The sequence below is a fragment of the Citrobacter sp. wls711 genome (assembly GCF_005281055.1).
GTDB lineage: Bacteria > Pseudomonadota > Gammaproteobacteria > Enterobacterales > Enterobacteriaceae > Citrobacter > Citrobacter gillenii.
In genome coordinates this window covers 47,314-66,490 of sequence record NZ_SZXC01000079.1, presented here as the reverse complement: position 1 = coordinate 66,490, position 19,177 = coordinate 47,314, and the positions used below count along the sequence as shown (strand labels likewise).

At 54.0% G+C, this 19,177-nt stretch carries 18 protein-coding genes and 1 other annotated feature; of the genes, 5 read left to right on the top strand and 13 right to left on the bottom strand.

Going from position 1 to position 19,177, the window contains the following annotated elements; all coding sequences use genetic code 11:
• Nucleotides 1–21 precede the first annotated feature (21 nt).
• Nucleotides 22–1,206 (top strand): multidrug efflux MFS transporter EmrD, encoded by a 1,185-nt coding sequence (emrD, locus tag FDW98_RS21880; protein WP_096759012.1) that lies wholly within the window; start codon nt 22–24, stop codon nt 1,204–1,206.
• Here emrD and FDW98_RS21875 read toward each other — a convergent pair.
• Together FDW98_RS21875 and dsdC are read right to left on the bottom strand one after the other, a co-directional pair.
• Nucleotides 1,133–2,215 (bottom strand): cellulase family glycosylhydrolase, encoded by a 1,083-nt coding sequence (locus FDW98_RS21875; protein ID WP_096759011.1) that lies wholly within the window; start codon nt 2,213–2,215, stop codon nt 1,133–1,135. The two genes, emrD and FDW98_RS21875, sit on opposite strands and share 74 nt — an antisense overlap.
• 81 nt (nt 2,216–2,296) lie before the next feature.
• The gene (dsdC, locus tag FDW98_RS21870) at nt 2,297–3,223 is read right to left on the bottom strand and encodes a DNA-binding transcriptional regulator DsdC (protein WP_096759010.1); all 927 of its coding nucleotides are present in this window, start codon (nt 3,221–3,223) and stop codon (nt 2,297–2,299) included.
• Between the two features lie 241 nt (nt 3,224–3,464).
• Between dsdC and dsdX the strand changes: the two genes are divergently transcribed.
• Nucleotides 3,465–4,802, top strand: a complete 1,338-nt coding sequence (gene dsdX, locus FDW98_RS21865; protein ID WP_096759009.1) for a D-serine transporter DsdX — start codon at nt 3,465–3,467, stop codon at nt 4,800–4,802.
• 17 nt (nt 4,803–4,819) lie between these two features.
• Complete coding sequence (dsdA, locus tag FDW98_RS21860) at nt 4,820–6,142, top strand: D-serine ammonia-lyase (protein ID WP_096759008.1); 1,323 nt, start codon at nt 4,820–4,822, stop codon at nt 6,140–6,142.
• 12 nt (nt 6,143–6,154) lie between these two features.
• Here the strand turns inward: dsdA and FDW98_RS21855 are convergent, their stop codons facing one another.
• From FDW98_RS21855 to ibpA, 6 genes are all read right to left on the bottom strand, one after another.
• Nucleotides 6,155–6,685, bottom strand: a complete 531-nt coding sequence (locus FDW98_RS21855; protein WP_096759007.1) for a radical SAM protein — start codon at nt 6,683–6,685, stop codon at nt 6,155–6,157.
• Entirely contained in the window at nt 6,682–7,044 is a 363-nt protein-coding gene (locus FDW98_RS21850) for a DUF202 domain-containing protein (RefSeq protein ID WP_096759006.1), read from the bottom strand. Before FDW98_RS21850 ends, FDW98_RS21855 begins: the two co-directional genes overlap by 4 nt.
• Nucleotides 7,034–7,381, bottom strand: coding sequence for a YidH family protein (locus FDW98_RS21845; RefSeq protein WP_096759005.1), 348 nt, complete (start codon nt 7,379–7,381; stop codon nt 7,034–7,036). The genes FDW98_RS21850 and FDW98_RS21845 overlap by 11 nt, the downstream gene beginning before the upstream one ends.
• A gap of 185 nt (nt 7,382–7,566) precedes the next feature.
• Complete coding sequence (locus FDW98_RS21840; protein WP_096759004.1) at nt 7,567–9,228, bottom strand: putative transporter; 1,662 nt, start codon at nt 9,226–9,228, stop codon at nt 7,567–7,569.
• A gap of 124 nt (nt 9,229–9,352) precedes the next feature.
• Nucleotides 9,353–9,781, bottom strand: a complete 429-nt coding sequence (ibpB, locus tag FDW98_RS21835; protein WP_096759003.1) for a small heat shock chaperone IbpB — start codon at nt 9,779–9,781, stop codon at nt 9,353–9,355.
• 94 nt (nt 9,782–9,875) lie between these two features.
• On the bottom strand, nt 9,876–10,289 hold the full coding sequence (gene ibpA, locus FDW98_RS21830; RefSeq protein ID WP_045448945.1) for a small heat shock chaperone IbpA: 414 nt from the start codon (nt 10,287–10,289) through the stop codon (nt 9,876–9,878).
• Nucleotides 10,283–10,355, bottom strand: a sequence feature (ROSE (Repression Of Heat Shock gene Expression) occurs in the 5'-region of heat shock genes and acts as an RNA thermometer to modulate expression.). Its footprint overlaps the gene before it by 7 nt.
• Nucleotides 10,356–10,595: 240 nt before the next feature.
• Between ibpA and FDW98_RS21825 the strand changes: the two genes are divergently transcribed.
• Nucleotides 10,596–10,928, top strand: coding sequence for a YceK/YidQ family lipoprotein (locus tag FDW98_RS21825; protein ID WP_096759493.1), 333 nt, complete (start codon nt 10,596–10,598; stop codon nt 10,926–10,928).
• A 1-nt stretch (nt 10,929) separates the two neighbouring features.
• Here the strand turns inward: FDW98_RS21825 and FDW98_RS21820 are convergent, their stop codons facing one another.
• Nucleotides 10,930–12,156: a DUF3748 domain-containing protein gene (locus tag FDW98_RS21820; RefSeq protein ID WP_096759002.1), complete on the bottom strand. Its 1,227-nt coding sequence runs from the start codon at nt 12,154–12,156 to the stop codon at nt 10,930–10,932.
• Nucleotides 12,157–12,255: 99 nt separating this feature from the next.
• Here FDW98_RS21820 and cbrA point away from each other — a divergent pair, with 99 nt between their 5' ends.
• Nucleotides 12,256–13,383, top strand: coding sequence for a colicin M resistance lipid reductase CbrA (gene cbrA / locus FDW98_RS21815; protein ID WP_096759001.1), 1,128 nt, complete (start codon nt 12,256–12,258; stop codon nt 13,381–13,383).
• Nucleotides 13,384–13,388: 5 nt separating this feature from the next.
• Here the strand turns inward: cbrA and yidA are convergent, their stop codons facing one another.
• The 4 genes from yidA to dnaN form a co-directional block, all read right to left on the bottom strand.
• Nucleotides 13,389–14,201 carry a sugar-phosphatase gene (gene yidA / locus FDW98_RS21810; RefSeq protein WP_096759000.1) on the bottom strand — a complete coding sequence of 271 codons (813 nt, stop codon included), beginning with the start codon at nt 14,199–14,201 and terminating at the stop codon, nt 13,389–13,391.
• Between the two features lie 209 nt (nt 14,202–14,410).
• Nucleotides 14,411–16,825 carry a DNA topoisomerase (ATP-hydrolyzing) subunit B gene (gyrB, locus tag FDW98_RS21805; protein WP_096758999.1) on the bottom strand — a complete coding sequence of 805 codons (2,415 nt, stop codon included), beginning with the start codon at nt 16,823–16,825 and terminating at the stop codon, nt 14,411–14,413.
• A 28-nt stretch (nt 16,826–16,853) separates the two neighbouring features.
• A complete protein-coding gene (gene recF / locus FDW98_RS21800) occupies nt 16,854–17,927 on the bottom strand; it encodes a DNA replication/repair protein RecF (RefSeq protein ID WP_096758998.1) in 1,074 nt (357 codons plus the stop codon).
• Between the two features lie 148 nt (nt 17,928–18,075).
• Nucleotides 18,076–19,176 (bottom strand): DNA polymerase III subunit beta, encoded by a 1,101-nt coding sequence (dnaN, locus tag FDW98_RS21795; protein WP_096758997.1) that lies wholly within the window; start codon nt 19,174–19,176, stop codon nt 18,076–18,078.
• Nucleotide 19,177 lies beyond the last annotated feature (1 nt).

Genomic DNA, 19,177 nt, shown 5'->3' with positions numbered 1-19,177 from the left:
TTTTTAAAAGTAATCAGCGAAATGAAAAGGCATAGAAGCGTCAATTTGTTGTTGATGTTGGTACTCCTGGTGGCGGTAGGCCAGATGGCTCAAACCATTTATATCCCCGCCATTGCCGATATGGCGCGTGAACTCAACGTTCGCGAAGGGGCGGTGCAAAGTGTAATGGCGGCTTACCTGCTGACCTACGGCTTGTCGCAGCTGGTTTACGGTCCCCTTTCCGACCGAGTGGGGCGCCGTCCGGTGATCCTCACCGGAATGTCTATTTTTATGCTGGCTACGCTGGTTGCCATTACTACCCATAGCCTGACGGTACTGATTATCGCCAGCGCCATTCAGGGAATGGGAACGGGCGTCGGCGGCGTAATGGCGCGAACCTTACCGCGCGATCTGTATGAAGGCACCCAGCTACGTCATGCTAACAGTTTGTTAAACATGGGTATTCTTGTCAGCCCGCTGTTAGCGCCGCTGATTGGCGGCGTGCTGGACACGATGTGGAACTGGCGTGCCTGCTATATTTTCCTGTTGATTCTGTGCGCAGGCGTAACGTTTAGCATGGCGCGCTGGATGCCGGAAACGCGCCCTGCGGGTGCGCCGCGCCCACGGCTTATCGCCAGCTACAAAACCCTGTTTGGCAACGGCGCATTCACCTGTTACGTACTGATGCTCATCGGCGGACTGGCGGGCGTTGCCGTCTTCGAAGCCTGCTCCGGGGTATTGCTGGGCGCAGGATTAGGCTTGAGCAGCATGGCGGTCAGTATTCTGTTTATTCTGCCGATCCCGGCGGCGTTTTTCGGTGCGTGGTTCGCTGGTCGCCCGAACAAGCGCTTCTCAACGTTGATGTGGCAGTCGGTTATCTGCTGCCTGGTGGCTGGTTTGATGATGTGGATCCCGGGCCTGCTTGACGTGATGAACGTCTGGACATTACTGATCCCCGCCGCGCTGTTCTTCTTTGGTGCCGGGATGCTGTTCCCGCTCGCCACCAGCGGCGCGATGGAACCCTTCCCGTTCCTGGCTGGTACCGCCGGGGCGCTGGTAGGTGGTTTACAAAATATTGGTTCCGGCGTGCTGGCGTGGCTTTCCGCGATGATGCCTCAGACCGGACAAGCCAGCCTGGGTCTGCTGATGACCCTTATGGGGGTGCTGATTCTGGTGTGCTGGTTGCCGCTGGCGTCACGCGTGTCTCACCAGGAGCAGGCGGTTTAAGCGTGTGATGGCCCGGTTTCTCGCCGGGCTTTTCACATTCAGGCGCAATCATCGTATTCAGCAACGGTTCCAGCGCCGGACGCCAGGCCCCTTCCTCACCATCATAAAACTGCGTATCTGCATTGATAGCATAGGGAATTTTTGCTTTTTTCAGCTCACAGGCCATAAAGCGGGCAAACGCCATCTGCGAGGCCGAAGGTACATTTTTGATCGTCTCTCCCGGCGCCCATCCCCCGACCCAACTGACATGACCGGTCTTCTGCTGCCAGTGAAGAGCGCTGTTAATGCGGGCGCGAATCGCCGTCTTTTCTGCCGCTGTACCCGACGTCCACGGATACTTACCGTTGTTTTTTAGCGGCCCCCACGGGAAGACATGCCACTCGGCCAGCACGCTGCTCTGACTTTGCGGCGGCAGCTTCAGACTCGACAATTCTTCCGGCGCGGCGCGCAGACGGGGTGCGACAAAAATCATACGCTGGGGATCGATAGCGTGAATCATACGAATCGTTTTGTCATACACCCGATTGAGCGACGCCTGATTGTGATTGAGCTTATCAGCAGGTTCGTAGATCAGGTCAAAACCCAGTAACGGCGAGCCTTGACCAAAGTAATGCGCGACGGCCACCCACCAGTTAATCACCTCTTTTTCATTGCTGATGCTGGGATCTTTTTTATACTCGTCCGCCTGATAAGCAATAATCGGGATCACGCCATAGTGTTCGCAGGCTTCCACCAGCTTTCGCAGATGAATAAGCCGGGCCTCAGTGGGTTCTCCGGCCACGCGAATACGCACATGGGCGAGCCCCTTCGCCTGGAAATCTCTTACCACCAGCGGGTCAAACTCGCGGATGCCCCGTTCGGTGCGCGCCCAATCCACGTCCATCCCCACACCCAGTTGTTGGGCGTAGTGTGCTGCCGTCAGCGGAGGTTGTGCCGCATAGACAGTGACGCTGGCGAGCAGCAACAGAGAAGCAAGCGGCTTTAACACGGTGATCCTCAGGTAAATCATCAGGTGTGATTCACGTATTTAGCATGATTTCTGACGCCGGGTGTAGAGAGAAAGCGTAAAAATATTCGAGGCTCACCTCGATTATTTTACCTGCTCCTGCAGCCAGCCAATAAACGCCTCGATTTTCGGCCACTGCCGGCCAGGTAGCGTGGTGATGTAATAGTGCTGATGGCATTTCAGCGCCATATCGCCAAAGGGAGCGACCAGTTCTCCACTATCGAGGCGTTTTTGTACTAACCGCTTGCGCCCCATCGCCACGCCGATGTGGTTCATGGCGGCAATCACCGCTAAATCGGAACGATCGAAGCCAATGCCCGATGATGTCGGCAAATTCACTGCAAAATGCTGCGCCCAGCTGTGCCACTCATCGGTCCCTGAATCATTACTCCACGCCTGCCTGTCATGCAGCAACGTGCAGTGCGACAGGTTCACTCGCGCGTCGGTAAGATCATGGCGACGGGCATAATCCGGGCTGCACACCGGCAAGATCGCTTCGTCCATCAGGAAATGATGCGTGAGCTGCGCAGACGGCGCATCATCAAAATAGATGGCCAGGTCAATACCGGCACGCTGCATATTGACGTTGTCATTCCCGGTCAGCATGGTCAGTGAAATCGACGGATAGCGACGGGTAAAGTCGCCGAGCGCGGGAACCAGCCAGCACTGGGCGATGGAGGGCCGCGAGTAGACGGTAAGCGTCCCGGACAGCTCCTGGTTTTTGATATCGAGAATTTCCTGATTAAGCGTATCCAGAGAAGATTTCAGCGCCCAGAACACCCGCTTGCCTTCGTGCGTGAGTTCGACTTTTCGATGTGAACGGACAAACAGCTGGATGCCCAGTTCCTCTTCCAGTTGATTAATACGGTGACTGACGGCGCTGGGACTTAACGACAGTTCGTCTGCTGCCAGCGCAAACGACTGATGCCTGGCCGCCACTTCAAAGGTATAAAGCTTTGACAGTTGCCAGCCATTGAGCAGCCGATTTCTGACCTCGCGTACGGGATCCATACTCACCTCTTTCATCCTGAATCTTTCCCCGAAGTGTAAAAAAAACCGCTGTAAAAATCAGCGCAAAGATGAATCAGGGTGAACCATATCGCATTATTAGGCCATTATTAGAGGTAAATCACCCATTTGATTCAATCTGACTCATGTGAAAGAGGATTTTTATCGTTTGTCAGCGAGTGCCTTATTTTTGTCCAATAGACCCAGGCTATAAAGTCAGGTTAATCACAGGGCAAGGTGAGATATGCACTCTCAAATCTGGGTTGTGAGCACGTTGTTGATAAGCATCGTGTTGATCGTTTTGACCATCGTGAAGTTCAAATTCCACCCGTTTCTGGCGCTGCTGTTAGCCAGCTTCTTTGTGGGAACGATGATGGGTATGGGTCCACTGGATATGGTTAATGCCATTGAGAGTGGTATCGGCGGTACGCTGGGCTTCCTCGCCGCGGTTATCGGTCTGGGGACTATTCTCGGAAAAATGATGGAAGTGTCCGGCGCGGCAGAACGCATCGGCCTGACGCTACAGCGCTGCCGCTGGCTTTCCGCTGACGTCATTATGGTGCTGGTCGGTCTGATTTGCGGGATCACGCTGTTTGTTGAAGTCGGCGTGGTGCTGTTGATTCCGCTGGCGTTTTCTATCGCCAAAAAAACCAATACCTCGCTGCTGAAGCTGGCGATCCCGTTGTGTACAGCACTGATGGCGGTGCATTGCGTCGTCCCACCACATCCGGCGGCCCTGTTCGTGGCGAACAAGTTGGGTGCCGATATTGGTACAGTGATCGTTTACGGTTTACTGGTGGGTCTGATGGCGTCGCTGATCGGCGGGCCTCTGTACCTGAAATTCCTCGGCAATCGTCTGCCGTTTAAACCGGTACCGGCTGAGTTTTCCGACCTGAAGGTACGCGACGAAAACACGCTGCCGTCGCTGGGAGCCACGCTGTTTACCGTGCTGCTGCCGATTGGCCTGATGCTGATGAAAACCGTCGCTGAACTGAATATGGCGAAAGGCAGCGCGGTGTATACGCTGCTGGAGTTTATCGGCAACCCGATCACCGCCATGTTTATCGCCGTGTTTGTGGCCTATTACATTCTCGGTCTACGCCAGCATATCGGCATGGGCGCACTGTTGACCCATACTGAAAATGGCTTTGGATCCATTGCCAACATCCTGCTGATTATCGGTGCGGGCGGCGCGTTCAACGCCATTCTGAAGAGCAGCGGACTGGCGGATACGCTGGCGCTGATTCTTTCAAACATGCATATGCACCCGATTCTGCTGGCCTGGCTGGTGGCGCTGATCCTGCACGCTGCGGTGGGTTCTGCCACGGTGGCGATGATGGGCGCAACGGCAATTGTGGCACCCATGCTGCCGCTCTATCCCAACGTCAGCCCGGAGATCATTGCCATTGCCATCGGTTCCGGCGCGATTGGCTGCACAATCGTCACCGATTCCCTCTTCTGGCTGGTGAAGCAGTACTGCGGCGCTACCCTGAATGAGACGTTTAAATACTATACGACCGCGACATTTATCGCGTCGGTGATTGCACTCGCGTGCACATTCCTGCTTTCCTTTATCATCTAAGCGCAAAGAGACGTCCTATGGAAAACATGCAAAAACTCATCGCCCAGTATCCGTTAGTGGAGGATCTGGTCGCACTGAAAGAAACGACCTGGTTTAACCCGGGCACCACCTCTCTTGCGGAAGGTTTACCCTATGTTGGCCTGACGGAAGACGACGTTCAGGATGCTCACGCCCGTCTGGCGCGCTTTGCGCCGTACCTGGCAAAAGCTTTCCCGGAAACTGCGGCCACCGGCGGTATTATCGAATCTGAGCTGGCCGCCATTCCCGCCATGAAGAAACGGCTGGAAAAAGAGTTTGGCCAGAATATCAGTGGCGAAATTCTGTTGAAGAAGGACAGCCACCTGCCGATTTCCGGCTCGATTAAAGCCCGTGGCGGTATTTATGAAGTACTGACTCACGCCGAAAAACTGGCGCTGGAAGCCGGTCTGCTGACCACCGATGATGATTACAGCGTGCTGCTTTCACCTGAGTTCAAGCAGTTCTTCAGCCAGTACAGCATCGCGGTAGGCTCGACCGGTAACCTCGGGATGTCAATCGGCATCATGAGCGCCCGCATTGGCTTTAAGGTGACGGTGCATATGTCTGCTGACGCCCGCGCCTGGAAAAAAGCCAAACTGCGCAGCCACGGCGTGACGGTAGTGGAGTATGAAGAAGATTACGGCGTGGCAGTTGAACAGGGCCGCAAGGCGGCGGAGTCTGACCCGAACTGCTTCTTTATCGACGACGAAAATTCCCGCACGCTGTTCTTAGGCTATGCGGTTGCCGGGCAGCGTTTGAAGGCGCAGTTCACGCAGCAGGGTCGCGTGGTAGATGCCGACCATCCGTTGTTTGTTTATCTGCCATGTGGCGTCGGCGGCGGCCCTGGCGGCGTGGCATTTGGCCTGAAGTTGGCGTTCGGCGATAACGTACACTGCTTCTTTGCGGAGCCGACCCATTCACCGTGCATGCTGCTCGGGGTTTACACCGGGCTGCACGATGAAATCTCTGTACAGGAGATTGGCATTGATAATCTGACTGCAGCCGATGGCCTGGCGGTGGGTCGGGCTTCTGGTTTTGTGGGGCGTGCGATGGAGCGTCTACTCGACGGCTTGTACACCCTTGATGACCAGACCATGTACGACATGCTGGGCTGGCTGGCGCAGGAGGAAGGGATTCGCCTTGAGCCGTCGGCACTGGCGGGGATGGCCGGTCCGCAGCGCGTTTGCGCGTCAACTGACTATCAACAAATGCACGGTTTCAGTGCTGAGCAACTTAATAACGCCACGCACCTGGTGTGGGCCACCGGCGGCGGCATGGTGCCGGAAGCCGAAATGGCACAGTACCTGGCGAAAGGGCGCTAAACGCCGTTGACCTTAACGCAGCATCGCCATCAGTTCCATCGGTGAGCGATGCTGCTTCAGCAGGTCGCGCATAACGCGCATATGCGGAGCCGTGTGGTCAAAGAAAGCTTGATAGCCTGCACACAGTCCACCCTTGCCGCTATCATCACAAAATGCAGGGCAATCGCCACGATAGAATTGCAACAGGGAACATGACTGACAGCGCGCGCTCATCTGTGAAATCGTCTGTCGATTAGTTTGTCCCGTTCGACCACACCACCGATTCAACGTTTCATCAAAAAGCGGAATAGATATTCGCGTAATATCCTCACGAACCCAGATATCAAATACCGTATTTAAAAAATGTCCCCAGTCTTCCGCTGTAACGGAACCCGCGGTCAGACACCCTTTTTCATCGCGTTCAACCAAGGGAACAAACTGCACCGAACGAACGCCTGACTTTTGTATGTTGCGATATAAATCAATAGGTTGATTGCATTTCAGCCGATCTACCACCACCTTAATCATTCCCTCACTAACATCCATGTGCTCACACTCCGTCATACAAAATTCCCGAGATATACGATAAGTTGGCGAACGTGTGTTACAGCAAACAGTATTGCGAGAGATAACACCGCGAGGGAGATCATAAATTTGTCACGCACCGCGCGAGATTCAGAAAAATCACTATCCGTGACGTCCATCAGGTTACGGCTCCGGGTATAGCGCCAAAGAATTATCGCCACAATTGCCAGTACCCCAATTGACACCCAAAACAGAAAGCCGGCCTGATGCCAGTTATGTTTCAGCGCCAGCGCTATTAACGCGCCGTAACCCAGAAGGGTGCGAAACCAGGCCAGCGAGGTACGTTCAGGTTGCAGCCCCGGATCGGCGATACGTCGCGATTTACGGCTATCCGGCATACAGCACCAGGCCCATCACAATGACCGCAACAATCATCAAAATCAGACTGATTATCAACAGGCTATGCGTGTATGGCAGGTCCTCTTTCAGGCGCATGGCCTTTTCATTCCGCAACCAGCGCAGGTAGCCATAAATCGCCAGACCGCCGGCAAACAGGCACAGCAGCAGCGCCAGCAGTTCGCGAATGACCGGCGTGGCGAAATCCGGTGCCAGTTGATCAAGACCCACACCGGCGGCCAGAAACCCCAGCGCGGTGCGGATCCACGCCAAAAACGTACGCTCATTTGCCAGCGAGAAGCGGTAATCCGGCGCTTCTCCGAGGCGGGAAATCTTCATTATGGCTCCTTCAATGTTGTTGTCTGGTCGTTATACCGGAACAGTTAAGGAGTATGAACCTGATTCTCAAACGAACGAGGACGTAATGTGATGAGACAAAAGAAAAGAGAGACGCACCTTATGGTGCCGGATGGAGAATTGCGTCTTATCCGGCCTACAGACCAGGCAGGCCGGATAAGTCAGTGTTAGCCCATCCCCCAGAAGATCACCGCCAGCAGTTGGGGGGTGATAATGCGCAGGAACATCACCAGTGGGTAGACCGTGGCATAGGAAAGCGCCGCCGCACCGCTGGTAGCGTGCAGGTTGTTGGCAAAAGCCAATGCAGGTGGATCGGTCATCGAACCGGCCAGCATTCCGCACAGCGTGAGGTAGTTCATTTTGGTGAGCAGCCGCGCCAGCACACCAACGGTGATCAGCGGAACGGCGGTAATGAAAATACCGTAACCCACCCAGCTTAAGCCATCGCCCTGGGTTAATGTATCGACAAAATCACCACCCGATTTCAGGCCAACCACCGCGAGAAAGAGCACAATCCCCAGTTCGCGCAACGCCAGGTTAGCGCTCGGCGGCATAAACCAGTACAGCTTGCCGATGCTGCCAATACGCCCAAGTATCAGCGCCATAATCAGCGGCCCACCGGCCAGGCCCAGCTTTAACGCCACCGGGAAGCCAGGAATAAACAGCGGAATAGAACCCAGTAAAACCCCAAGTCCGATACCGATAAACACTGGCAGCATCTGTACCTGCTGCAGTTTTTGCTGCGCGTTGCCGACTACATTAGCGACGGCATCGATGGACGAGGGCCGCCCCACCAGATTGAGGATATCACCAAACTGCAGGCTGGCGTCGCTGCTGGCGACCAGCTCAACGCCTGCGCGGTTCAGGCGCGAGATAACAACGTCATAGCGCTCTTTGAAATGCAGATCGCGGATCCGTTTACCCAGCACCTGTTCGTTGGTCACCACCACACGCTCGACGCGCAAATCCGTGCCTCGCGTCGACAGCGAGGTATCGACTTCCTGACCAATCACCACCTGCGCGTTGTGCAGATCATCGGGCTGCCCGACCAGGTGGAGCAGGTCGCCCATCTGGATAATGGTTCCCGGCGACGGCACCATCAATGTCTCATCCCGCTTCAGGCGCGAGCAGATAATTTTATCGCTGTTCAGAATAGGGACGTCCTGAATCGCCATATTATTCAGGTTCGGGTTTTCAACGCGGATATTCATGGTCTGAATCAGCGCCTGACCGTTGGTCCGCGTTGATTCGTGCTGCTGTGCTTCTGCCTCGACGTTAACGCGGAAGATAAGGCGCATTAACCACATTGTGAGCAAGATACCGCAAATACCAAAAGGATAAGCCATGGCGTAGCTCATCCCCATCTGGTCCACGACATCCATGGGCGTACCCAGATCGCGCAGGATTTGCTGCCCGGCACCCAGCGCCGGAGTATTAGTGACAGCACCTGAGAATATGCCCAGCACCACGGGAAGAGGTATAGCAAAAATTTTATGCAGGAGAGCGGTAACCAGCCCCCCCATAATGACAATCAGCACGGCGAACAAATTCAGGCGCAGGCCCGAAACGCGCAGCGAAGCAAAGAATCCCGGCCCCACCTGGATACCGATGGTGTACACGAAGAGTATCAGGCCGAATTCCTGAATAAAATGCAGCATATCGCCGCTCAGGGTCATCCCTGCCTGATCGACAAAATGTCCGACGATAATACCGCCAAACAGCACGCCTCCGATGCCAAAACCCACACCCCGGACTTTAATGTTGCCGATCCATAACCCGACAACCGCCACCAATGCCAGAACGCTGACCGTCAATGCTATATCACTCATTCTTCTGTTCCCTGTGAATAACATCATTAAGTAGATGGATTCTGGCAGAGTACAGTCGCAATGTATGGGTGGTAAAGCACAAAAAAGCCCCGTCATTTCTGGCGGGGCAAAGGCAAGGAGCTAATTAGCTATTTAATGCAGGACGTTCGCTGATGGTGATCCGCTGCGGTGGGACCGTTTCAGGTTCGTTGCGAATTAAATCGATGTGCAGCAAACCATTGGTGAAGCTCGCGCCGGAGACTTCCATATTTTCAGCCAGGGTAAAGCTCAGGCTGAAGGATTGTGTCACCAGCCCCTGATGCAGCCACTTAGTCTCTTTTTCCGGCTGCTCAGGCGTACCTTTCACGGTCAGACGCGTGCCTTCCAGCTGAATATCCAGATCTTCCTGACGGAAACCGGCTAACGCAAGCGTAATGCGATAGTGGTTATCGTCGCTCTTTTCGATGTTATAGGGTGGGAAGCTCTGGCTTTCGCCGGTGTTTTGCAGTGCATTGGCCAGTTTGTCAAAACCGATCCATTGACGCAGCAGCGGGGATAAATCGTAGTTACGCATATTCATTTCTCCTTCTAAGAAGCGAGTAAATACCTTTCAGCTCCCTGACGGCAAGCTGATTGCTTAGCAGGGCCGCCTGACGCGGCCCACTGAATTAGTTGATTTCGATACGGCGCGGTTTGTTCGCTTCCGGAATCACGCGCTCAAGCTCGATATACAGCAGACCATTCACCAGGTTTGCGCCACGAACATGAATGTTCTCCGCCAACTGGAACTTGCGTTCAAAGTTGCGCTCGGCAATACCCTGATACAGGTAAGTACGTTCTTTTTGCTCGTCTGCATGAGCGCCTTTCACCACCAGCAAATTGTCCTGGGCGGTAATTTCCAGCTCGCTTTCAGCAAAGCCCGCAACGGCAATCGCAATACGGTAATGGTTTTCGTCTACCAGCTCGACGTTATACGGAGGGTAGCCGCCATTACTCTGGCTCTGATTGCTTTCCAGCAGGTTAAACAGACGATCAAAACCAATTGCAGAACGGTATAACGGGGATAAGTCAAAGTTACGCATAATCAATAGCTCCTGAAATCAGCGAGAATGTTAGACCTTCCATCATGGACAGGTCAGGTAGCCAGAACACCCATCAGGCGTGCCCTTCATTTGCCTACATCCTAAAAATGGGTCTTGATACAAACTTTTCAAGCGTATTCATCCGACTTTTTTTGCAGTTTGTTGTCTATTGCATACACTGGGGGAACAGTTGTTATCGTTAGAGTGCGATAGCCACCACAGTGCGACAGAATGGTGATGTTATTTTTCGCAACGGATCGCTATAACTCACCATGCAAACACCGATGTTTAACAGATGAAAAAATGATGATTAGAAAAATGTTGTTAACACTGATGATGTGCAGCGGAATGGTTGTTGTGAGCGGGTGCTCCAGCGTCATGTCGCACACCGGTGGCAAAGAGGGAACGTATCCTGGCACGCGTGCCAGCGCCACGATGATTAGCGAGAGTGATACGAACTGGGGAACCAAGTCACTGGCGATTCTTGATATGCCATTTACCGCCGTGCTGGATACGCTACTGCTCCCGTGGGATTTCTTCCGTACCGATAGCTCGGTAAGATCGCGCGTTGAAAGAAGCGAGGAGAGCACGCAAGCCATTAACGACGTGATCCCCCCGGCAACAATGCCAGCCCCTTAAGTTAACGCCCGGTTTCTGTCACCCATAGCTGGCGGAAACCCTCGACGTTCTCCATCCATGCAACCTGCTGCCCATCAGGCGAGAAAACGATCGCATCAGCAGACGGTGGGGCTTCGTGACTTTTCGTTAAAAAATCAATCTCTCCCGTCTGTGCATCACAGCAGGCAATTCTATTTTCCAGCACGAATCCCAACCATTGCCCCGACGGATGCCAGTTAAAGGCGGACTGAATATCACTCGAACAGTGAGTTAACTGGCGCGGTGCACCGCCCTGAGGTGAAATCAACCAGAGCTGCACCACGCCATGATCATCACGCATCAAAAACGCAATCTCTGATGCCTGGGGATGACTGCGCACCCAGTGACGCGGCTGATTCACCAGTCCAGGGAAAGCGCGGTCGTGAGTAAACGTCAGGCGGCGCTGAACCACGCCAGCCGGCGGGGCTGGCATGGTTGATTCGCTGCCTTCAAGCGGTGCATCGCCCGGTTGCTTCCAGCCACTTTCATCCTGCGGTAAATCGACAATAAACAGTTCAGGTACTTTCTCACCATTGACTGACAACGTATCACCGATAAACGCCAGCGCGTGGTTCCCCACCCAGCCCTCTTCATAGGCACGGTTAATCTCATCGCTACCCGGCTGTGGCGCAGGCGTAGTCTGGCTTACCAGTACGCACCAGTGACTTCCGCTGTACTCGCGCGGATGCTGAACGGAAACCGTCACCGGACCGTACGGCGAAGCCACGCCAACGTTACGTAAATCCAGCGTCGGGGAACGCTCACGCAACACATGGTCGTTATAGGTGAAGCTGATAAACTCGCCGTTCGGGCTAAAAACATGTACATGGCTGCCGCCGCGCAGTGCGCCAGGGGTAAACGGGACAGTAATATCCATCGCGTCCAGATTCGTCACGCCATCCTGACCAGCAATGACTCCACGACGATGGTGAAAATCGTAATACCATGTTTCATCTGGGTTTTCAGGGCCATGGATGAACACATATTTTTCAGACTTCGGATGAACGGTCACCACGCCGACGTGTGCCTTCTGCGTCGCGCGATAAATCACCGCCACCTCGCCAGTGTGGATATTGACGCGTTCAATGGTCTCACCGGTAAACGACGCGCCGGAGGGACGCACATCAAAAACCAGCCACTGGCTGTCCGGGGTCCAGGTATTGATATTGGTCAGTTGGTGATGACGCGGCGTAAAGGTGACTTGCTTCATAGGATGCCCTGATACGAGACAATTTCAGTAATCATACTTCACAGGGACTTCACTTTCAGGCTTTAGCGTATATCCATCTCACTTATTACGGGCAGAAAGATGGAACATTTTGACGTGGCGATTATCGGTTTAGGCCCGGCAGGTGCGGCGCTGGCGCGGCAGTTGAGCGGAAAAATGCGCGTGATTGCTCTGGATAAAAAGCGCCAGTGCGGGACTGAAGGGTTCACCAAACCCTGCGGAGGTCTACTGGCTCCTGACGCCCAACGTTCATTTATCCGCGACGGGATCACGCTCCCCGTTGATGTTATTGCCAATCCGCAGATATTCAGCGTTAAAACGGTCGATGTGGCCGCCTCTCTGACCCGAAACTACCAGCGTAGTTATATCAATATCGACCGCCATGCTTTTGATTTATGGATGAAATCACTCATCCCTGACGATGTGCAGGTTTACCATGACAGCTTGTGTCGTAAAGTCTGGCGCGAGGGCGATAAATGGCATGTGATATTCCGTGCAGACGGCTGGGAACAGCAGATTACGGCTCGTTATCTAATCGGTGCCGACGGGGCGAATTCGCTGGTGCGCCGTCATCTCTATCCACAACACCAGATCCGCAAATATGTTGCTATCCAACAGTGGTTTACGGAACAACACCCAGTCCCATTCTACTCGTGTATTTTTGATAACGATGCTACGGACTGTTATTCCTGGAGTATCAGCAAAGACGGCTTTTTTATCTTCGGGGGCGCTTACCCAATGAAGGACGGTCAGGCACGTTTTGACATGCTGAAAACCAGGATGGAAGCGTTCCATTTCCAGTTTGGCAAACCGGTGAAAAGCGAAAAATGTACAGTCCTGTTCCCGTCACGCTGGAAGGATTTCGTCTGCGGCGAGAAGAACGCCTTTCTGATTGGCGAAGCCGCCGGATTTATTAGTGCCAGTTCACTGGAAGGTATTAGCTATGCGCTGGACAGCGCGGAAATCCTTAAATCCGTACTGTTGCAGGACGTGGTAGACAAAAATAAAGCCTATCGTAAAGCAACCCGCAAGCTGCGTATCAAGCTGTATGGAAAAATCCTCAAGAGCCGGGCGCTAACGTCCGCATTTTCCCGTAAATGGATAATGCGCAGCGGCGTGGCGCATATTCCGCAGGCCGAATACCCTGAATCAAAAACGACAACAGATGAAAAAGACGTTGGGCAAATGCGGCAAGGCATTTGCCCATAGCGGACTTAATTCAGCGCAAATTTCTCAATGGCATACGCAACGCCGTCTTCAAGATTAGATTTGGTGACGAAATTGGCGATTTCTTTTACCGAGGGAATTGCGTTATCCATGGCTACGCCCATACCGGCATATTCGATCATCGCGATGTCGTTTTCCTGATCGCCAATCGCCATAACCTCTTCGGCTTTAATGCTCAGCGCATCGGCCAGCGATTTCACACCGGTGCCTTTATTGACGCGTTTATCCAGGATTTCGAGGAAGTACGGCGCACTTTTCAGCACTGTATATTTCTCTTTCACCTCTGCCGGAATGCGTGAGATGGCTTTATCGAGGATTTCTGGTTCATCAATCATCATCACTTTCAGGAACTGAGTCGCCGGGTCCATCTTCTCGGCTTCGCAGAACACCAGCGGAATGGTCGCGATAAACGATTCATGCACCGTGTAGTAACTGATATCTCGGTTAGCGGTATACAGCGTGTTGCGATCGAGGGCGTGGAAGTGTGAACCGACTTCCCGGGAGAGTTGTTCCAGGTAACGATAATCGTCATAGCTCAACGCCGTTTGGGCAACGGTGCTGCCATCCCCTGCTTTCTGCACCAGCGCCCCGTTGTAGGTAATGCAGTAGTCGCCGGGTTGTTCCATATGAAGTTCTTTCAAGTAGCTGTGGACGCCGGCATACGGACGGCCAGTGGTCAGCACCACGTTTATCCCGCGCGCGCGCGCCGCAGCAATTGCATTTTTGACCGCAGGTGAAATGGTGTGATCGGGCAGCAGAAGTGTGCCATCCATGTCGATAGCAATAAGTTTGATAGCCATGAGTTCCCCGGATTAAATGAGTCCATCCTCATGCTAACGCGATTCCGCTCAAAAAACAGCTACGAAAAGGGGGACAGGAAGGGGAACCGGGATCCCCCTTTTGACGATCGGTTGTCGTTTGTAGGCCTGATAAGCAACGCGCCATCAGGCACAATACAACGTCTTGCCGGATGGCGGCGTAAACCGCCTTATCCGGCCTACAGATTGACTTAAATATCGATATTTGCCGCTTTCAGGGCGTTCTCTTCGATAAACGCACGACGCGGTTCAACGGCGTCGCCCATCAGCGTAGTGAACAACTGGTCGGCAGCAATCGCGTCTTTCACCGTCACACGCAGCATACGACGGCTTTCCGGATCCATGGTGGTTTCCCACAGCTGATCCGGGTTCATTTCGCCCAGGCCTTTATAACGCTGAATAGACAGACCACGGCGGGACTCTTTCACCAGCCAGTCCAGCGCCTGCTCGAAGCTGGTAACCGGCTGACGACGCTCACCACGTTCGATAAACGCATCGTCTTCAATCAGGCCACGCAGTTTCTCACCCAGCGTGCAGAGACGACGGTATTCACCGCCGGTCACAAACTCATGCTCCAGAGGATAGTCGGTATCGACCCCGTGGGTACGCACGCGGATAACCGGTTCAAACAGGTTCAGCTCGGCGTCTTTACGTACAAAGCTATTCCAGGTGCTACCGTGCATTTCGTTTTCATTCAGCACGTTCACCAGCTGGGAAACCCAGGCCGTGACTTTCTCTTCATCAGCCAAATCGGCTTCGGCCAGCGTCGGTTGATAAACCAGTTCTTTCAGCAACGAGCGCGGGAAGCGGCGCTCCATACGACCAATCATTTTCTGCGTGGCATTGTATTCAGACACCAGTTTTTCCAGCGCTTCCCCCGCCAGCGCCGGAGCGTGGGCATTGGTGTGCAGCGTGGCGCCATCAAGAGCAATAGAGATCTGGTACTGATCCATCGCTTCATCGTCTTTGATGTACTGTTCCTGCTTGCCTTTCTTCACTTTGTACAGCGGTGGCTGTGCAATGTAGACGTGGCCGCGTTCAACGATTTCCGGCATCTGACGATAGAAGAAGGTCAACAGCAACGTACGAATGTGCGAGCCGTCGACGTCCGCATCGGTCATGATGATGATGCTGTGATAACGCAGTTTATCCGGGTTGTATTCGTCGCGACCGATACCGCAGCCGAGCGCGGTAATCAGCGTTGCCACTTCCTGAGAAGAGAGCATCTTGTCGAAGCGCGCCTTCTCAACGTTAAGGATTTTACCCTTCAGCGGCAGAATCGCCTGGTTCTTACGGTTACGCCCCTGCTTCGCAGAGCCGCCCGCTGAGTCCCCTTCCACCAGGTACAGTTCAGAGTGGGCCGGGTCGCGTTCCTGACAGTCCGCCAGTTTGCCCGGCAGACCAGCTAAGTCCAGCGCACCCTTACGACGGGTCATTTCACGTGCACGACGTGCTGCTTCACGGGCACGTGCCGCATCAATAATTTTACCGACGACGATTTTCGCGTCAGACGGGTTTTCCAGCAGGTATTCGCTCAGCAGTTCGTTCATCTGCTGTTCTACTGCGGTTTTCACCTCGGAGGAGACCAGCTTGTCTTTGGTCTGGGAGGAGAATTTCGGATCCGGTACTTTCACGGAAACGACAGCAATCAGGCCTTCACGGGCATCGTCACCGGTGGCGCTGACTTTCGCTTTTTTGCTGTAGCCTTCTTTGTCCATGTAGGCGTTCAGGGTACGGGTCATCGCCGCACGGAAGCCTGCAAGGTGAGTACCGCCATCACGCTGCGGAATGTTGTTGGTGAAGCAGTAGATGTTTTCCTGGAAACCATCGTTCCACTGCAGCGCAACTTCGACGCCAATACCGTCTTTTTCGGTGGAGAAGTAGAAGATATTCGGGTGGATCGGCGTTTTGTTTTTGTTGAGGTATTCAACAAACGCCCTGATGCCACCTTCGTAGTGGAAATGATCTTCTTTACCGTCGCGCTTGTCGCGCAGGCGGATGGATACGCCGGAGTTCAGGAATGACAGCTCGCGCAGGCGTTTCGCCAGAATCTCATATTCAAACTCAACGACATTGGTAAAGGTTTCATGGCTTGGCCAGAAACGTACCTGGGTACCGGTCGCTTCAGTCTCGCCAGTCACGGCCAGTGGTGCCTGCGGTACGCCGTGCACGTAAGTTTGCTGGTGCACTTTACCTTCGCGGCGAATCACCAGCTCCAGTTTCTGCGACAGGGCGTTAACCACGGAAACACCCACGCCGTGCAGACCGCCGGAGACTTTATAGGAGTTATCATCGAATTTACCGCCTGCGTGCAGGACGGTCATGATCACTTCGGCCGCCGAAACGCCCTCTTCCGGGTGGATACCGGTTGGGATACCACGACCATCATCGGTAACGGACACGGAGTTGTCAGCGTGGATTGTCACCACGATATCTTTACAGTGACCCGCGAGCGCTTCGTCGATAGCGTTATCTACCACCTCGAATACCATGTGGTGTAGACCGGTGCCGTCATCCGTGTCGCCGATATACATACCCGGGCGCTTACGCACCGCATCCAGTCCTTTCAGGACTTTGATACTGGAGGAGTCATAAGAATTCGACATCAACGTTTCTCGCTCATTTTATCTTGGGTTAATCCGTTATTTTACCCTTTTCCACGGTGAACATCTTCGAATTTTTGTCCGACATGTCCATAACGTGTTCAGCGCTAATTGCGCTGACAAAGACTTGAGATTGCGTGGCTTTTAAGCGGCTGGCTAGCAGTCCGCGACGCGCATCATCCAGTTCAGAGGCAAAATCATCTATCAGGTACAGGCAGCGCCGTCCGCTTTCGCGAGTCAGGAACTCCCCTTGCGCCAGACGTAAGGCGCACATCAGCAGTTTTAACTGCCCACGCGACAACGTATCTTCCACCGGTGCACCGTCGGCACGTATGCGGAAATCCGCTTTGTGCGGGCCGTGCGCGGTGTAGGTCAACATGCGATCGCGTTCAAAACTGCGTTCCAGCACCTCAGCGTAGTCGGTCTCTTTCTCCCAGCCACGCTGGAAAGAGAAAGAGAGTGAAAACTCGGGAAGAAACTGCTGGCAGGTATCCGCCATATCCTGCGCGATACCGGCGCTGTACTCCGCGCGCCAGGTGCTGATTTGTTCCGCCAGCGGGATCAACTCTCGATCCCACGGGCGCAGTTGCTCATAACGACTCACCTGGCGCAGCGCCGCATTGCGCTGCTTGAGCAATCGCTTAAGGTTGCTCCAGGCGGTAAAGAATCCGGCTTCATTGTGAAAGCATCCCCAGTCAAGGAATGCTCTTCTGTATTTGGGGCCGCCGTTGAGTAAAGTAAACCCCTCAGGCGTTATCAGCTGCATCGGCATCAGGTGCGCCAGTTCGGCAACCTTATGACCGTCAGTGCCGTCAATGCGCACTTTGCTGTCACCCAGCTTGTCTTTGGTCAGGCCAATCGAGGTTTCACGCTCGGCGCCCTGCAAACGCCCGTGGAGTACAAACGACTCCTGCTCGTGGCGAATGACGCGGCCAATCTGCACACTGCGAAACGCCCGACCGTGACCGAGCGTATAAATAGCTTCCAGCACGCTAGTTTTACCGCTGCCGTTAGCGCCGACCAGGAAGTTAAAGCCGGGAGATAAAGTGAGATCCGCATTTTCAATATTGCGAAAATCTTTAATCAGAAGTCGGGATAGCGACATATCAACTCGTCATCATTCAAGGGGCGTGGGTGTCGCAGCCAGTTCGTCTACCGCCAGCGCGCAGAAAGCGGAGCGTACACGAAGTACGTGAGCATTTCGAGCACTGCCGGAAGGCGAAATGGCAAGTAAACCAGCCCCTTTGCAGATTCTACAATCTCATAGGCATGACGACGTAGGCTGCGGATTGTGACGCTGCATCTTCAATCTGTACGCTCGATACGGAATCGGTCAGCATAATACGGACGTTTTCGCACTTCAGCGCGTTCAGTACGTCCAGCACGTAGCTAACATTGAAGCCGATTTCCATTTCAGTCCCAGGATAGGTGACATCGAGGATCTCTTCCGCTTCTTCCTGCTCCGGGTTGTTGGCCGTAATTTTGAGCTGGTTTTCGCTGACGTACAGACGCACACCGCGGAATTTCTCATTGGAGAGTATGGCCGCACGAGCAAACGCCTGCTTGAGGATATCGCAGCCCGCCTCCAGATGTTTGTCTGGATTCTTCGGCAGTACGCGACGGTAATCCGGGAAACGTCCATCCACCAGCTTGGAGGTAAAGATGAAGTCGCCAACATGCGCACGAATGTTGTTGCTGCCAATCTGCACGCGCAGCGGGTTGTCGCCGCCGTCGAGCATACGCATCAGTTCAATCACGCCTTTACGCGGCACGATCACCGAATGACTGGGCAGCGATTGACCCACCGGCATAGAGCACACCGCCAGGCGGTGACCGTCGGTCGCCACGGTACGCAGTTCTTCACCTTCGGTTTCAAACAGCATGCCGTTTAAGTAATAGCGCACATCCTGATGAGCCATCGAAAACTGCGTGGCTTCAATCAGACGCTTCATCGTCGCCTGCGGCAGCGTGAATTCAACTTCACTCTGCCAGTCATCCAGATTCGGGAAGTCGGCGGCAGGCAGCGTGGACAGCGAGAAACGGCTGCGGCCAGAACGCACCAGCATGCGGTCACCTTCCAACTGGACAGCAATTTCCGCACCTTCCGGCAGACCACGACAAATGTCGAAGAATTTACGCGCCGGGACAGTGGTCGCACCGGGTTCATGCGGCTGGATCAGCGCAACGCGTGCCACCATCTCCATCTCGAGATCGGTACCGGTCAGAGAAAGCGTTCCATCCGCAACCTGTAGTAACAGGTTTCCGAGGATCGGCAGCGTAGGACGACCACCCAGCGGGCCGCTGACCTGCTGAAGCGGTTTTAATAAATGTTCACGTTCAACGGTAAATTTCATA

Coding starts and splice junctions, on each gene's coding strand:
- emrD (WP_096759012.1), top strand. CDS start 22: ATGAAAAGGCATAGAAGCGTCAATTTGTTGTTGATGTTGGTACTCCTG.
- FDW98_RS21875 (WP_096759011.1), bottom strand. CDS start 2,215: ATGATTTACCTGAGGATCACCGTGTTAAAGCCGCTTGCTTCTCTGTTG.
- dsdC (WP_096759010.1), bottom strand. CDS start 3,223: ATGGATCCCGTACGCGAGGTCAGAAATCGGCTGCTCAATGGCTGGCAA.
- dsdX (WP_096759009.1), top strand. CDS start 3,465: ATGCACTCTCAAATCTGGGTTGTGAGCACGTTGTTGATAAGCATCGTG.
- dsdA (WP_096759008.1), top strand. CDS start 4,820: ATGGAAAACATGCAAAAACTCATCGCCCAGTATCCGTTAGTGGAGGAT.
- FDW98_RS21855 (WP_096759007.1), bottom strand. CDS start 6,685: ATGACGGAGTGTGAGCACATGGATGTTAGTGAGGGAATGATTAAGGTG.
- FDW98_RS21850 (WP_096759006.1), bottom strand. CDS start 7,044: ATGCCGGATAGCCGTAAATCGCGACGTATCGCCGATCCGGGGCTGCAA.
- FDW98_RS21845 (WP_096759005.1), bottom strand. CDS start 7,381: ATGAAGATTTCCCGCCTCGGAGAAGCGCCGGATTACCGCTTCTCGCTG.
- FDW98_RS21840 (WP_096759004.1), bottom strand. CDS start 9,228: ATGAGTGATATAGCATTGACGGTCAGCGTTCTGGCATTGGTGGCGGTT.
- ibpB (WP_096759003.1), bottom strand. CDS start 9,781: ATGCGTAACTACGATTTATCCCCGCTGCTGCGTCAATGGATCGGTTTT.
- ibpA (WP_045448945.1), bottom strand. CDS start 10,289: ATGCGTAACTTTGACTTATCCCCGTTATACCGTTCTGCAATTGGTTTT.
- FDW98_RS21825 (WP_096759493.1), top strand. CDS start 10,596: ATGATTAGAAAAATGTTGTTAACACTGATGATGTGCAGCGGAATGGTT.
- FDW98_RS21820 (WP_096759002.1), bottom strand. CDS start 12,156: ATGAAGCAAGTCACCTTTACGCCGCGTCATCACCAACTGACCAATATC.
- cbrA (WP_096759001.1), top strand. CDS start 12,256: ATGGAACATTTTGACGTGGCGATTATCGGTTTAGGCCCGGCAGGTGCG.
- yidA (WP_096759000.1), bottom strand. CDS start 14,201: ATGGCTATCAAACTTATTGCTATCGACATGGATGGCACACTTCTGCTG.
- gyrB (WP_096758999.1), bottom strand. CDS start 16,825: ATGTCGAATTCTTATGACTCCTCCAGTATCAAAGTCCTGAAAGGACTG.
- recF (WP_096758998.1), bottom strand. CDS start 17,927: ATGTCGCTATCCCGACTTCTGATTAAAGATTTTCGCAATATTGAAAAT.
- dnaN (WP_096758997.1), bottom strand. CDS start 19,176: ATGAAATTTACCGTTGAACGTGAACATTTATTAAAACCGCTTCAGCAG.